15 protein-coding genes are annotated in these 14,222 nt (G+C 66.8%); 5 read left to right on the top strand and 10 right to left on the bottom strand.

Annotated features, from left to right (window positions below; translation table 11 throughout):
- The first annotated feature begins 298 nt into the window (after positions 1 to 298).
- Both FO470_RS06415 and FO470_RS06410 read left to right on the top strand, forming a co-directional pair.
- Positions 299 to 1,078, top strand: a complete 780-nt coding sequence (locus FO470_RS06415; RefSeq protein ID WP_186291871.1) for a phosphatase PAP2 family protein — start codon at positions 299 to 301, stop codon at positions 1,076 to 1,078.
- Positions 1,079 to 1,170: 92 nt separating this feature from the next.
- A complete protein-coding gene (locus tag FO470_RS06410) occupies positions 1,171 to 1,380 on the top strand; it encodes a hypothetical protein (RefSeq protein ID WP_144342133.1) in 210 nt (69 codons plus the stop codon).
- 28 nt (positions 1,381 to 1,408) lie between these two features.
- Here FO470_RS06410 and FO470_RS06405 read toward each other — a convergent pair whose 3' ends face one another.
- Together FO470_RS06405 and FO470_RS06400 are read right to left on the bottom strand one after the other, a co-directional pair.
- Positions 1,409 to 1,975, bottom strand: a complete 567-nt coding sequence (locus tag FO470_RS06405; RefSeq protein ID WP_144342132.1) for an RBBP9/YdeN family alpha/beta hydrolase — start codon at positions 1,973 to 1,975, stop codon at positions 1,409 to 1,411.
- Between the two features lie 17 nt (positions 1,976 to 1,992).
- Complete coding sequence (locus tag FO470_RS06400) at positions 1,993 to 2,391, bottom strand: MAPEG family protein (RefSeq protein WP_144342131.1); 399 nt, start codon at positions 2,389 to 2,391, stop codon at positions 1,993 to 1,995.
- A gap of 183 nt (positions 2,392 to 2,574) precedes the next feature.
- On the opposite strand from FO470_RS06400, the gene FO470_RS06395 reads away from it, so the two are divergent.
- The gene (locus FO470_RS06395; RefSeq protein ID WP_246659542.1) at positions 2,575 to 2,994 is read left to right on the top strand and encodes an NUDIX hydrolase; all 420 of its coding nucleotides are present in this window, start codon (positions 2,575 to 2,577) and stop codon (positions 2,992 to 2,994) included.
- Between the two features lie 30 nt (positions 2,995 to 3,024).
- On the opposite strand, the gene FO470_RS06390 is transcribed toward FO470_RS06395, so the two are convergent.
- From FO470_RS06390 to ssuD, 8 genes are all read right to left on the bottom strand, one after another.
- Positions 3,025 to 4,278 carry a multidrug effflux MFS transporter gene (locus FO470_RS06390; protein ID WP_246659500.1) on the bottom strand — a complete coding sequence of 418 codons (1,254 nt, stop codon included), beginning with the start codon at positions 4,276 to 4,278 and terminating at the stop codon, positions 3,025 to 3,027.
- Positions 4,279 to 4,566: 288 nt separating this feature from the next.
- Positions 4,567 to 5,979: a TRAP transporter large permease gene (locus tag FO470_RS06385; RefSeq protein ID WP_144342130.1), complete on the bottom strand. Its 1,413-nt coding sequence runs from the start codon at positions 5,977 to 5,979 to the stop codon at positions 4,567 to 4,569.
- A gap of 59 nt (positions 5,980 to 6,038) precedes the next feature.
- Positions 6,039 to 6,578: a TRAP transporter small permease subunit gene (locus FO470_RS06380; protein ID WP_144342129.1), complete on the bottom strand. Its 540-nt coding sequence runs from the start codon at positions 6,576 to 6,578 to the stop codon at positions 6,039 to 6,041.
- 221 nt (positions 6,579 to 6,799) lie between these two features.
- Entirely contained in the window at positions 6,800 to 7,690 is an 891-nt protein-coding gene (locus FO470_RS06375) for an ABC transporter permease subunit (RefSeq protein WP_144342128.1), read from the bottom strand.
- Positions 7,687 to 8,466 (bottom strand): taurine ABC transporter ATP-binding protein, encoded by a 780-nt coding sequence (locus FO470_RS06370; protein WP_144342127.1) that lies wholly within the window; start codon positions 8,464 to 8,466, stop codon positions 7,687 to 7,689. The genes FO470_RS06375 and FO470_RS06370 overlap by 4 nt, the downstream gene beginning before the upstream one ends.
- 122 nt (positions 8,467 to 8,588) lie before the next feature.
- Positions 8,589 to 9,605 (bottom strand): taurine ABC transporter substrate-binding protein, encoded by a 1,017-nt coding sequence (tauA, locus tag FO470_RS06365; RefSeq protein WP_144342126.1) that lies wholly within the window; start codon positions 9,603 to 9,605, stop codon positions 8,589 to 8,591.
- A 255-nt stretch (positions 9,606 to 9,860) separates the two neighbouring features.
- The gene (locus tag FO470_RS06360) at positions 9,861 to 11,294 is read right to left on the bottom strand and encodes an FAD/NAD(P)-binding protein (protein WP_144342125.1); all 1,434 of its coding nucleotides are present in this window, start codon (positions 11,292 to 11,294) and stop codon (positions 9,861 to 9,863) included.
- A complete protein-coding gene (gene ssuD / locus FO470_RS06355; RefSeq protein WP_144342124.1) occupies positions 11,291 to 12,481 on the bottom strand; it encodes an FMNH2-dependent alkanesulfonate monooxygenase in 1,191 nt (396 codons plus the stop codon). Before ssuD ends, FO470_RS06360 begins: the two co-directional genes overlap by 4 nt.
- A gap of 295 nt (positions 12,482 to 12,776) precedes the next feature.
- Here ssuD and FO470_RS06350 point away from each other — a divergent pair, with 295 nt between their 5' ends.
- On the top strand, positions 12,777 to 13,358 hold the full coding sequence (locus FO470_RS06350) for an NAD(P)H-dependent oxidoreductase (RefSeq protein ID WP_144342123.1): 582 nt from the start codon (positions 12,777 to 12,779) through the stop codon (positions 13,356 to 13,358).
- A 1-nt stretch (position 13,359) separates the two neighbouring features.
- Positions 13,360 to 14,208, top strand: coding sequence for an ABC transporter permease subunit (locus FO470_RS06345; protein WP_144342122.1), 849 nt, complete (start codon positions 13,360 to 13,362; stop codon positions 14,206 to 14,208).
- The last annotated feature ends 14 nt before the right edge of the window (positions 14,209 to 14,222 follow it).

Genomic DNA, 14,222 nt, shown 5'->3' with positions numbered 1-14,222 from the left:
ATCACGGACACTAGCGCCGAAAAGCCGTAGGAAAATGCCGCATCATGCGTGACGATGCCGCGCCCGCCCGATTTCCCGGCATTGTGGCCCGTGGCGCGTTCAACTGAGATAGCCGAACAGCCACAACAGGATAATGATCGGCAGGGGAATGCCGATCAGCCACAGGATTCCACCCTTCAGCATAGGCTTCTCCCTCTGATGCCGAAGGGGAACACGCCAACGCCCCTTCCGGTTCCCGTAGGAGACGGGGTACTCCTCGGGACGTGCCACCTGTTGCCACCTGCAGAGCTTTTGTTCGATGCCGGACCTCGCCCCTCCCCCCTCCCGGGAACCGCTGCTTCACCGACTGCGGGACCTGCCGCGCTGGGTCCTGTCCGAACTGAGCGCGCTCATCGCCCTGATGGGCGCGGCGCTCGGGCTGCTCGTCTTCGCACTCATCGCGGACGAGGTGGTGGAGGGCGAAACCCACGCCTTCGACGAAGCCGTCCTGCTCGCCTTCCGCACGCCGGGCGATCCGGCCGACCCGCTGGGTCCGCCCTGGCTGGAAGGCGCCATACGCGACATCACGGCACTCGGCAGCACCACCGTGCTGACGCTCATCACGCTCGTCGTGGTGGGATTTCTCGTGGTGGACCGCAAGCGTGCCGCGGCGCTGTTCGTGCTTGTCGCCACCGCCGGCGGCGGGATCGCGAGCTACCTGCTGAAGCTCGGCTTCGAGCGGCCGCGCCCGGACCTCGTCGCCCATCTCGTCGACGTGCAGACGCTGAGCTTTCCGAGCGGCCACGCCATGGGCGCCGCCGTGACCTATCTCACCCTCGGCGCGCTGATCGTGCGGACAGAAAGCCGCCGTCGGATCAAGGCCTATGTGCTGGCTGTCGCCATGGGGCTCACGCTCATGGTGGGCCTCAGTCGCATCTATCTCGGCGTCCACTGGCCGACCGACGTCATCGCCGGCTGGTGCGCCGGCAGCGCCTGGGCGCTGCTGTGCTGGTTCGTGGCGCTCCTTCTTCAGCGCCGCGGACGTATTGAGAGCGCCAACGGAGCGAACGAAGCGGATCAGCCTACGCCCAATTCCTGATCCTCGAAGACGGCGATTCCATTCGCCCGGCGCTCGGCTATCATCGGCGGCGCTGGGGCCGAAGCGCTCCACGCTGTCGCAGGAGGAAACACATGAGCATCCCGGCGCCGGAAGGGACCCTGATCCCGGAGATTGGCGTGATCGAGACCACCGAGTCCGACAACATCCTCCATTGGGACGGTACCGATCTCTATGTCGAGCAGGACGTCTATCACAACGGCCAGCTCGTTCACCGGCGCTACCGTCGCCGCGTGACCAGGCAGGTGGCCCAGGCGCTCGCGCAGATCCTCGCCCAGCACTAGCCGTCGCGGCCACCGTGCCGCGAACCGCCTAGATCCGCCCCAGCAGCCCGCCGAGCAGCAGCAGTCCCGTCGGCCAGATGCCGAGCCGCGCGGCGCTGCCGATATGGCCGAACTCGCCGACATCGGCGAAATCCGCGCCCCACGCTTCGGCGAAGGTCCGCGCCTGCGCCGGGCGCACGCGCGGATCGTCGCGCGAGGCGACCACCAGTGCGGGATAAGGCAGGTGGGCGAGCGGCATCGGCCCGAAATTGCGCACCACGTCGAAGGATGGATCGGGATCGTCGACATTGGTCGGCGCCGCGAGGAAGGCTCCCGCGACCTTGGTCTTCGCCAGCTCCGGCCGTGCCGCCGTCCAGCGCACCACCGTCGCCACACCCACCGAATGGGCGATGAGCACCACGCGGCGCGGAGCGGCCTCGACCGCGCGATCGAGCCGCCCGGTCCATGCCGCGACTTCCGGCTGGCTCCAGTTCTCCTGAATCAGCCGGGTGGAATTCGGAAAGGCGCCGAGCCAGTGCGACTGCCAATGTTCCGCCGGCGCGTTCTCGCGGCCGGGCACGACGAGGAAGTCGAAGGAGGCGAAATCGACGGACATGGCAGGGCCTCCCGGGATCAGGCCGGACTGAGTACGGAGAACAGGATCATCACCACGCCGCCGAGCGAGACCAGCCACGCCAGGGAGCGCAGATAGGGCACCCCGAAGGCATAGAGCGGGACGTAGACGAGCCGGGCGCCGAGATAGAGCCCGGCCCCCAAGAGCGTCAGCGTGCCTTCCCGGTCCGCCAGATGTGCGATGAGCACGCCGGCGGCGAAGACCGGCAGCGTTTCGAACAGATTCGCCTGCGCTCGCCGCAGCCGCCCGGTGACCACGCCGACGGGAGGACCCGCCTCGTCGCGCGGGCCTGCATTATACGCAATGCCCGTCTCACGGTTGCGGAAAAACGCTGGCAACAATACCTGCACCAAGGCAAGAACCAGCGTCCAGGCGAGCAGGATAAGTTCCGTCGTCATGACTAGGGTGATCGGCAGGGAAGAACGGCGAAATCCATCGCTATTTGCGCGAGGCAGACTACATTAGCAGCCATGGCCAAAGATAAACAGAAGAAGCGGCATCTGGCTGACGGACGCCCCCTGGAGCAGGTTGCGGCCCTTCCCTTTCGGATCACGGAAGACGGCGGGGTCGATATCCTGGTGATGACTTCGCGTGAGACCCACCGCGTCGTGATTCCCAAGGGCTGGCCGATGAAGAACCGCAAGGACTGGAAGTCGGCGCAGATCGAGGCGCGGCAGGAGGCCGGCGTGATCGGCGATATCGGTCGCAAGCGCATCGGCCAGTACCGCTACTGGAAGCGGCTGGAAACGCATTTCGCACTGGTCAAGGTCTCGGTCTATCCACTGGCCGTCCGTCGCCAGCTCTCCGACTGGCCCGAACGCCACGAACGGGCGCAGATGTGGATCAATGCCGAGGATGCCGCGCTGCTGGTGGACGAGCCCGAACTCGGCGCTCTGATCGTCGAGTTCGCCCAGTCTCCAACCGCACGCCGGCTGGCCCCACGCCGCGAGAGCGCCTCGAAGGCGGCAGACGCCAAGGCGCCCCCCCCGGCTGGCACCTGAGCGAGGCCGTCGGCTCGCAACGATCCGCGATCAGTTCGCCGTATCGGAAACACGCATGTCCGTGCGGAATAGCCGGCCGCGCTCGGCCACCAGCACGAAGAACAGCGCCCCGCAGGCCAGCACCACGAAGCCCATGGTGAGCGGCAGCGTGGTGCCGTCGAAACGCTGGCCGATCGCGAAGCCGAACAGGGCGCCTCCCACCGTGCTGACGAAGCCGAGCGCCGAGGATGCGGTGCCCGCCACATGCCCGACCGGCTCCATCGCCATGGAGTTGAAGTTCGACACCATGAGGCCGAAGAAAAACATCATCGCCCCCTGCAGCACCGAGAAGGTCCAGATGGTCTCCACGCCCGCCAGCACCACGGCGGCATGCACCACCGTGACCAGAAAGTAGCCGGCGAGCGCCGCATGCGAGACGCGCCGCATGCCGAGCTTCTCGACGATGCGGGCATTGACCAGCGACGAGGCCGCCATGAACACGGCGATAAGCGCGAAGATCAGCGTGAACAGCTCGGCCGCGTCGAAGGCGTCGGCGAACACCTGCTGGGCCGAGTTGATGAAGCCGAACAGTCCGCCCATCACCATGGTCATGGCCAGCATGTAGCCCACCGTCACGCGGCTGCGGACGATCAGCCCGAAAGCGTGGGAGACGCCGGCGAGGGAGATCGGCGAACGATCCTCCGGGTGAAGCGTCTCGGGCAGACGCGTCAGCGTCCAGAAGAACAGCACGGCGCCGAGCAGGCAGAGCATGAGGAAGATCGCCCGCCACGGCGCCACCAGCATGATGGCCTGCCCGATGGAGGGGGCGAGGATCGGCACCGACAGGAAGACGAGGAAAGCGAGCGACATCACTCGTGCCATGTGCGAGCCGGAATAGCAGTCGCGCACGATGGTGATGGCGAGGATGCGCGTAGACGCCGAGCCGACGCCCTGCAGCACGCGCGCCGCCAGCATCACCTCCAGCGTACCGGCAAAGATCGCCCCCACCGAGGCCAACGTGTAGAGAGCGAGGCCGAACAGCAGGACGGCGCGGCGCCCGAAACGATCCGCCAGCGTGCCGTAGATGAGCTGTGCGGAGCCAAAGCCAAGCAGATAGGCGGTGACGATGAGCTGGGTGTGATTGGCCGTGTCGATCGCCAGCGAATGACCGATCTCGGGCAGTGCCGGCAGCATGGAATCGATGGCGATGGCGTTGGTCGCCATCAGACCGGCGATGAACAGCACGAATTCACGAAATCCCATGCCGGGATGGGGATTCTCCGGCGCGGGCGCGGGCGTGCTCATGCGATGTCCATGCATTGGAAGAAGGCAGGAAGTGAGGCGGGCTGGCCTTATGCCCCAGAAAGCCGCTCAGCCCTATTGGCCGGAAGACACAGGCCGGATGAAATCGATAACAGGCACCCACCCGAAGACCCATTATGGCCCGCGAGCCAGCGCCGACGCTGGCCCCGACAAAAATGATCGATATCATCAAAACGTCGCGAGCCGGCTGGTCCTGGCGGTCGCGATCACGCTTCCGCACCGGATAGCAGTGCTCGGCGCACCGGCGGAACGACGCGGCCAAAGCCGTCCTCAGAACTGGGGTGGCCCCATGTCGAGCGTCGGCGGCTCCATCTGGGGAATGTTGAGCTCGATGGTCGCCGGATCGACCGTCGGGCCGGCACTGATCCAGTAGGTCACCGCTTCCGGCCACATGATCACGACCACCACGAGAATGAGCTGCATCAGCAGCCACGGGATCGCGCCCCAGTAGATCTGCGAGGTGCGGATCGACTTCGGCGCGATGCCGCGCAGGTAGAACAGCGCAAAGCCGAAGGGCGGGTGCATGAAGGCGGTCTGCATGTTCACGCAGAGCAGCACACCGAACCAGATGAGGTTGATGTCGAGCTTCACCGCCACCGGCACGAGCAGCGGCACGATGATGAACGCGATCTCGAAGAAATCGAGGAAGAAGGCGATGAAGAAGACGAAGATGTTGACGAAGATCAGGAATCCGATCCGGCCGCCGGGCAGTTGCGCGAGCATGTGCTCGATCCACAGCGCGCCGTCCATGCCCTGGAAGACCAGGCTGAACACGGTGGCGCCGATGAGGATGAACACCACCATGGCGGTCAGCCGCATGGTCGAGGCCATGGCCTGACGGACGAGGTCCCAGGTGAGACGACGGTGCATGGCCGCCAGCACGATGGCGCCCACGGCGCCCATCGCGCCGGCTTCCGTCGGCGTGGCAAGGCCCATGGCGAGCGTGCCGAGCACCAGCATGATCAGCACGATGGAAGGGATCATGCCCCACAGCACCTGCTTGATCAGCGGCCAGCCGCCCTCCCCGATCGCTTCCGGCGGCAAAGGCGGCATGTGGTTCGGCTTGATCAGCGAGAGCACGAAGACATAGGCGAGGAAGATCAGCACCTGCAGCAGCGACGGGCCGATGGCGCCGAGATACATGTCGCCCACCGGCTTGCCGAGCTGCTCGGCGAGCACGATCAGCACCAGCGACGGCGGGATAAGCTGGGTGATGGTGCCCGAGGCGGCGATGACGCCCGTGGCCAGCTTCTGGTCGTAACCGTAGCGCATCATCACCGGCAGCGAGATCACGCCCATGGCAATGACCGAGGCCGCGACCGTACCGGTGATGGCGCCGAGAATGGCGCCCACCACGATCACCGCATAGGCAAGGCCGCCCGGCACCCGGCCGAAGAGCTTGCCGGTTCCCTCCAGCAGGTCCTCGGCAAGCCCGCAGCGCTCGAGGATCGCGCCCATGAAGGTGAAGAAGGGGATGGCGAGGAGCAGGTCGTTGGAGATGATGCCATAGAAGCGCAGGGGCAGCGCCTGCAGGAAGCTGGGGTGAAAGTGCTCGGTCAATATGCCGAGCGAGCCGAAGAACAGACCCACCGCGATCAGCGAGAAGGCGACCGGGAAGCCGATGATCATGAAGCAGATCATGCCGGCGAACATCAGCGGGGGCATCACGCCATAGGAGAACATGAAGGGCTCGCGGCTCGGGGAGTTCGGGGCTCGGGTCTGAAGACTCTGGCGGCTGGACGCTACTGGAGCGGCTTCTCGTAATCGGTCTCGATCTCGATCGCACCGGCGAGCGCGGCGACGCGCTTGATGAGCTCCGAAATGCCCTGGATGGTGAGAAGGGCGAAGCCGAGCGGCAGCAGCAGCTTGGCCGGCCACAGGATCAGGCCGCCCGCGTTCTGCGACATCTCGTCGGAGACGAAGGACTGCCAGAAGAAGGGGAAGCTCAGCCAGGTCAGGTAGATACCGGCCGGGATGAGGACCACCACGAAGCCGATCGTGTCGACCCAGAGCCGCCCGCGCGGCGAGAGCGCCATGTAGAGAAGGTCGACGCGCACATGCTCGTTGCGCTGGAGCGTATAGGGGGCGCCGAGCAGCACCACGGCGCCGAACAGGTACCACTGGATCTCCAGCAGGCCGTTGGTGCTGTAGCTGAGCAGATAGCGGACGGTGGCATTGCCGGCACTGATGAGGCAGGCGAACAGCACGCAATAATCCGCGATGCGGCCGAACCTCTCGTTCAGTCCGTCGATGACGCGGCTGAAGGCCAGCAGCCCTCCCATCGCATCCCCCCTCGTTCTGGTCGACTTTTGTCGTTGCGGTGTGGGAAGCTGCAATCGCCGCCCCTGCCGATCGGGGCAAGATAGACCATCGTCTCACGCAGTTTAAACCCGCGCGGGATACTCTCCATCCCGCGCGGGCCAAACAGCGACAAGGTGTTGCGCATATGTCTCGCAGCGCGCCGAAACTGCCGTTGCGGCAGTGTGAAACGTGGAGAGCGCCCTCAGCTATGCAGCGACCAGCCGACCAGCGCCTTCTCCAGCAGCCTGACGCCGAGCTCCAGAACGAACGCCACCGCCGCGATCACAAGAATGCCGGCCACTACCACGTCCGTGGCGAGGAAATTGGCGGCGGACTGGATCATGAAACCGACGCCGCGCGTCGCCGCCACCAGTTCCGCCGCGACCAGCGTCGACCAGCCGGCGCCGAGTGCGATGCGCGTACCGGTGAGGATCGACGGCAGCGCCGAGGGTAGCACCACGAAGCGCAACACTTGCGCACGTGTCGCCCCAAGCGCGCGGGCGACGTTGACGCGGTTGCGTTCGACACCACGCGCGCCAGCTGCCGTGGCGATGACGATGGGCGGCAGCATGGCGAGGCCGATCACCAGCACCTTCGCCGTCTCCCCGATGCCAGCCCAGATGATGACGAGCGGCAGGTAGGCGAGCGGCGGGATCGGCCGCAGGAACTCGATGATCGGATCGAGGACGCCGCGTCCGACGGTGGAAAGGCCGATGGCCAGCCCGACCGGCACGCCGATGATCAGCGCAGCCGCCAGGGCGGCGAAGACCCTGAACAGGCTGGCGAGCAGGTGCTGCGCCAGCGTCGCGTCGACGAAGCCTTCCGTCGCGATGCTCCACAGCCGCGTCAGCACGCTCTGCGGCGATGGGAGAAAGAGAGCAGGCACCGCGCCGGAGGCGCTCGCCACCCACCACAACGCGACGAGACCGGCAATGGTCGCAGCCGAGATCCAGAGGCGCGCCGGCACAGCGAAGGCGCGTCCGCCCGAGCCGGAGGTGCCGGCGTCGACCTCGGCACCGCGCGGGATGCCTTCGGACGGGACGACGAGCGGCAGGGCGATATCCGGTACCGCGATGGGAGTGGAATGGCTCATTGCTCGGCTCCCGCAAAGATCACGCCCCGCAGCCGCTCGCGGGCGGCGGCGAATTCGGGGGTGGACTTGATGCGCCCGCTCGCTCCCTCGGCGAGGGCACGGCGTCCCAGATCGGAGCGCTCATCGAGCGCGATGCGGCCGGGCCGCCCGGCGATCACCACCACGCGGCTGCCGAGATAGAGCGCCTCGTCGAGGCCGTGCGTGACGAAGACGATGGTCTTGCCGGTGCGCTGCCAGACATCGAGCACGAGGTCCTGCATATTCTCGCGGGTCAGCGCATCGAGAGCGCCGAGCGGCTCGTCCATCAGCAGGATTTCCGGGTCGGCGACCAGCGCCCGGGCGAGGCTCACACGCTGGCGCATGCCTCCGGAAAGCTGCCAGACGGCATGATCGCCCTTGCCCTCGAGGCCGACGAGAGCCAGCGCCTCATCGGCGCGCGCCTCTCGCTCGGCCTTGGACACGCCGCGCAGGCGCAGGCCGAAGCCCACATTCTCGCGGGCATTGAGCCAGGGGTAGAGCGCGTCCGTCTGCAGCACCACGCCCCGGTCGATGCCCGGTCCCTCGACCCGGCGCCGATCCACCCAGATTTCACCGGTACTCGGCTGGTTGAAGCCGGCGATGGCGTTCAGCAGCGTGGACTTGCCGCATCCCGAGGCGCCCAGCAGCACGACCAGTTCGCCCGGCTCGATCGTCAGGTTGATGTCGTGGAGGACGGCGGTCTCGCTACCGTCCGGCGCGGGGAAACGCACGCCCAGCTCGAAGATCGTCAGCGCCATGGTTCTTGCTCCCGGACTGAGAAGAAAATGGCCCGGCATCCATTCGGTCGCTTTGGTGACGACGAAGGAGTGCCGGGCCAAGGTACACCGCGGGCTCTCACCCAGCCGCAGCGCTCGGGAACTCAGTTCAGCTTGGCGGCCTGCTCGGCCGGCACACGGCTGACATAGGGACTGTAGTCCTTCAGCACGGCCTCGATTCGGCCCTGCTCCTTCAGGAACTTCGCGGTGGCGACCAGCGCCTCGACCGTGCCGCCGCCCAGCAGCCCTTCGGACAGCTGCTCGTTCAGCAGAGGATATTTGTTGCCCTTCAGCAGATCCGGAACTTCCTCGGGCTTGGCACCCGAGAGCTTGGCGATGGCGACGACCTCTGGCGAGGTCGGCGTCCATGAGGCGCCGCTCTTGGCGTAATCGGCATAGGAGTCCGCCGTCACCTTCACGAACTCGGCTACCGCCTCCGGATTCTTCTTTGCGAAGTCCGTGCGCACGATCCAGGCGTCGAAGGTGGGCGCGCCCCACTTGGCGACGTCAGCCGACGACGCGAAGACCTTGCCATTCTCCTTGATCTTGCCGAGCGCGGGATCCCACACATAGGCAGCGTCGATGTCGCCGCGCGTGAAGGCGGCGGCGATCTCCGGCGGACGCAGGTTCAGGATCTCGACGCTCTTGGGATCGACGCCCCAGTGCTTCAGCGCCGCCAGCAGCGAATAATGCGTGGTGGAAACGAAGGGTACCGCGACCTTCTTGCCCTTGAAGTCCTCCGGCTTCTCGATGCCCGCGCCGTTGCGGACGACCAGCGCCTCGGCATCGCCGAGCAGCGCCGCGACATAGACGGTCTCGATCGGCAGTTCGCGGCTCGCGGCGGCGGCGAGCGGGCTGGAGCCGACATAGCCGAACTGGATGTCGCCCGAGGCGATGGCGGCGATCACGTCGGCGCCGGAATCGAACTTGCGCCAGTTGATGGTGGATTTGGTCGCCTTCTCATAGGCGCCGCTGGCCTGCGCGACCTTCGCCGGATCGGCGCCGGTCTGGTAGCCAATGGTGAATTCGGCCGCCGAGGCGGAGGAAGGGCCGGAACCCGCGGCCAGAAGGCCAAGCGCGGCCGTGGCGGCGACGAAGCCGCGGCGAGACAGAGTGAACATCTGAAATTTCCTGATTGTGCCGTCGCGGCGCCCACGCGCCTGCACACGGCCCCTGAGAATTCTGCGGGAGTACCGGCAATCCGGCGGCGTCAGCCGCGTCGACAGTTCCAAGTCATGTGAAGCCCAACCGCCCCTCTTCAGCGAAACCGGGCACCCTGAAAGGGCGACGCGTCCGGCCTCGGTGACAGGATGACACCAGATGCCGGACGCCTCGTCAATATCATAATCTATTTTTCTAGTAGATTTATTTTCTATTCAGCCGGAAGCCTGAACCAGGTCGGGTTTCCTGGCGATCCGGGCATCGAGCTGCGCCGCCACGCCACCAGCCACGCGGATGGCATAGTTGGTCACGTCCGGCAGCCCCATCAGCTCGCCCACCGTGCCGCGCGCCAGCGGCCCGGCGACGAAAAGATCGGGACGCGCGACACCGTCGGCACCGACAGCGTGGCCATCGCCGGTCACGTCGATGCCGAGCTGCAGGGGATCGGGACGGGCAAGACCGGCAGCCTCCAGCGACGCCAATACCGGCGTCTCGGCGAAGACCCGGCCATGTGCCGGGCCGGTCGCCACCACCACCGCATCGAACCGCTCCGTATCGACGCGAGCGCCCCGGCGGGATCGGAGGGTCACCTCGATGGTCTCGCCCTTGCGCTCCACCGTTTTCAGGGAAGCGGCACGCAGCGAGAGCCGCCCCTCCGCCAGACGCCGGTCGAGCCCCTGCTCTACCTGCGGCGCGATGCGGAAGCGATGCACGTCCCAGAAGGGGCGCAGATGACGCAGCAGCCGCGCGCGCTCGGCAAGCGGCAGCGCCCGCCAGACGGCGCTGCCCTGCAGGCGTACCTGATCGAGCACGCAGTGCCAGCTCTTGCCCTCGCGGGCGGCCGCCCGAACCGTCTCACGCACGCGCCGCACCAGTTCGCGCACCGTCTGCGCCGGCTCTGTGGCGAAGTCGCCATAAGGCTCATGCGCTTCGGCGGGATGGCCGCGCGAACGCAGGCCCCGGCGGGAGATGGCGACGATCTCGCCCTTGTGGCCGAGACGGTCGAGGCTGGCGACGATATCCGCCATGGTCAGCCCCGTACCCACGATCAGCACGCGATCCTCGGGGCGGATCGTCTCCAGCCGGTCGGTCGCCCATGGATCGCGCACATAGCGGGGATGACCGGCGAGTGCTCGGTCGACGAGTGACGGGGGACTCGGCGCGACGTGCGCCACCGCCAGCACCACGATCCGGGCCAGCACCTCGCTCCCGTCGGAGCAGGCGATGCGATAGCCGCCCTCGACCGGCTCGATGTCCTGCGCAGCCGCGCGCACATGATGAAGGCGCGGCCCGAGCGAGGTCAGCATGCGGTGGACATACTCGCCGAACACCGCGCGGGCGGGGAAATTCCGCCCGTCCGGCATGCGGGCCGCCGGGTCGCCATCAAGGCGGCCCGACGCCTCCAGCCACGCGTTGAAATGCTCGGGCTGGTCGGGCATCAGCGTCATGCGCACCGCCGGTACATTGATGCGATGGCTGGGATCGGCGGCGCTGTAGGCCAGACCGCGCCCCAGCTCCGCGCGCGGCTCGATCACGACGACCCGCTCCAGATCCGGGCGCAGCCGGAAGAGGTGCCAGGCGACAGCGGCGCCAGAGAAGCCGCCGCCGACAATCGCGACCGCCGGCACCTGATGTGCGGACGTGCTCACGACTGGGACGCGCGCGTGACCGGGCGGTAATCGTTGGCGATGGTTTCGCCGAAGGGCCCGGTGTTCACCTTCGAGCTGGCCTTCACGATGTCATGCTTCAGCTTGAGACGGGGCAGCACCAGCTCGGCCACGCGATAGGCCTCCTCCAGATGCGGGTAGCCTGAGAGGATGAAGCTGTCGACGCCAAGATCCGCATATTCCTGCATGCGCGCCGCCACCGTTTCGCCGGAGCCGACCAGAGCCGTGCCGGCACCGCCGCGCACCAGCCCGACGCCGGCCCACAGGTTCGGGCTGACTTCAAGCTTATCACGTCGTCCGCCGTGAAGCGCCTGCATGCGCGCCTGCCCGACGGAATCGAGACGCGAAAACACCTTCTGCGCCGCGGCGATGGTGTCGTCGTCGAGATAGCGGATGAGATCCTCCGCCGCCTCCCAGGCCTTGGCATCGGTCTCGCGCGCGATGACGTGCAGGCGGATGCCGAAGCTCACCTTGCGCCCGCGCGCCTCGGCGAGCTCCCTCACCTGCTTGATCTTGGCCGCGACGGCGGCCGGCGGCTCGCCCCAGGTGAGGTATTTGTCGACGTGATCGGCCGCCACGGTGTTCGCCGCTTCCGACGAGCCGCCGAAATACAACGCCGGTCCGTTCTCCTGCGCCGGTGGGAACAGCAGATGGCCGTCCTCGATCCGGATATGCTTGCCCTCATAACTCACATGCTCGCCGGCGAGCAGGCGCCGATAGACGGTGAGGAACTCGTCCGTCACCTCGTAGCGCTCGTCGTGATTGAGGAAGATGCCGTCGCCGGCATTCTCCACCGGATCGCCGCCGGTGACGATGTTGATCAGCAGCCGCCCGTCGGAGATACGGTCGAGCGTCGCCGTCATGCGCGCGTAAAGAGTGGGCGAGGCAAGGCCGGGGCGAACCGCCACCAGATAGCGAAGCCGCTTCGTCACCGGCGCCAGAGCCGAGGCCACCAGCCAGGAATCCTCGCAGCTTTTGCCAGTGGGGATGAGCACGCCGTAATAGCCGAGCCGGTCCGCCGCCTGCGCCACCTGGCGCAGATAGTCGATGTCGACCTCGCGGGCGCCGGCGCCGGTACCCAGATGGCGACCGTCGCCGTGGGTCGGCAGGAACCACAGGACGTTTAATCCCTCGCTCTGCGTGGACGGGATCGAGGATTGGGACGACATTTCAGGCTTCCTTCCGATTAGGTGGCGGCGATCAGGCCTCGCGGCGCGCCGAAACAGGCAAGAGGAACCGAATTCGCCGCATCAGACGCCGCGAAAAGCAACGTCCGACGCGCGGATCGCGGGGCTCGGGTAGCGCGGAAAAACGGCGAATAGCCCTTATATTTCATCTACTTGACGCCAGTCCCGCACGCCGGACATAGGTAGAAATCTATTTTCTATATAGACATTTGGCAATCGTCATGTCACGGATTGACCAACTTATCGGGACTGGACGCAGCGGAAACGGAGCGCGGCCATGGCAAACATCAAGATCGTCGGCCTGAGCGGCGGCCTGTCCGTGCCCTCGCGTACGCTCGCGCTGGTCGAACTCGCGGTCGCCCGTATCGCCTCCGCGGCAGGGGCGTCATTCCGCGTGGACAGCAAGGTGATCGATGTCGCGGCACTCGAACATATCGGCGCGCTGCGTGCCCGCCCGGCGGCAGGAACGATCGAGGAAGCGGCTCTGCAGGCGGTCGAGACGGCCGATCTGCTGGTGGTCGGCTCGCCGGTCTACAAGGGCTCCTATTCCGGCCTCTTCAAGCACTTCGTCGACCTTCTCGACTATCGCAGCCTCGTCGGCGTGCCGGTCGCCCTGCTCGCCACCGGCGGGAGCGACCGCCACGCGCTGGTGATCGAGCATCAGCTGCGTCCGCTCTTCGCCTTCTTCCAGGCCCAGCCGCTCGGCACCGGCATCTTCTTCACCGACCGCGAATTCGCCGAAGGTCGGGTTGTGCCGGGAGCTGCGGAACAGCGCTTCGAACAACTCGTCGCCGAAGCGGTGCATGCCCTCGACGGCCGCCTGCGCGCAGCCCGACGCCTCACCGAGGAGGCCGCCTGACATGTCGCTGGCCGAGCTCGATGCGCCTGTCGCCACCTCCGGCAAGAAAGCGGATGCGCGCGGCCGCCTCGACCTCTCCTCGGTCGAGGCCCGCATTGCCGGCTGGGTGCTTCCGGTGCTGCTCGTGGCGGCCTGGGAATATCTCTCCCGCATCGGCTATATCGCGCCGAACGTTCTGCCGGCGCCGTCCGCCGTGGCGCGCGCCGGCTGGCAGGCGCTGAAGTCGGGCGAACTGGCTCACAACATGGGCGTCAGCACGCTGCGCGCCCTCGCCGGGCTGGTGGTCGGCGGCGGCATCGGGCTCGCGCTCGGCATTGCCAACGGGCTGTCGGAACTGTCCCGCCGTTATACCGACACGACGCTGCAGATGATCCGCAACGTGCCGCATCTGGCACTGATTCCGCTGGTCATCCTGTGGTTCGGGATCGAGGAGGAGGCGAAGCTCTTCCTCGTCGCCCTCGGCGTGTTCTTCCCGATCTACATCAACACGCTGCACGGCGTGCGCACCGTGGATCCCCAGCTCATCGAGATGGGGCGGGTCTACGGCATGTCGCCCTTCACGCTGTTCCGCCGGGTGATCCTGCCCGGCGCGCTGCCGTCGATCTTCGTCGGCCTGCGCTTCGCGCTCGGCATCATGTGGCTGACGCTGATCGTCGCCGAGACCATCGCCGCCTCCTCCGGCCTCGGCTACATGGCGATGCAGGCGCGCGAGTTCCTTCTGGTCGACATCGTCGTGCTGGCGATCCTCATCTATGCGCTGCTGGGCAAGCTCGCCGACGTGCTCACGCGCTGGCTGGAGCGCACCTGCCTGCAGTGGCACCCGGCCTTCCAGACGCCCGCGCACGGCTGAAGCGGCGGAGCGGA

Origin of the sequence: Ancylobacter moscoviensis (assembly GCF_007559435.1) — a bacterium.
GTDB lineage: Bacteria > Pseudomonadota > Alphaproteobacteria > Rhizobiales > Xanthobacteraceae > Ancylobacter > Ancylobacter moscoviensis.
Note: the sequence above shows the minus strand (reverse complement) of the source record. Positions and strands in the feature narration are given on the sequence as shown.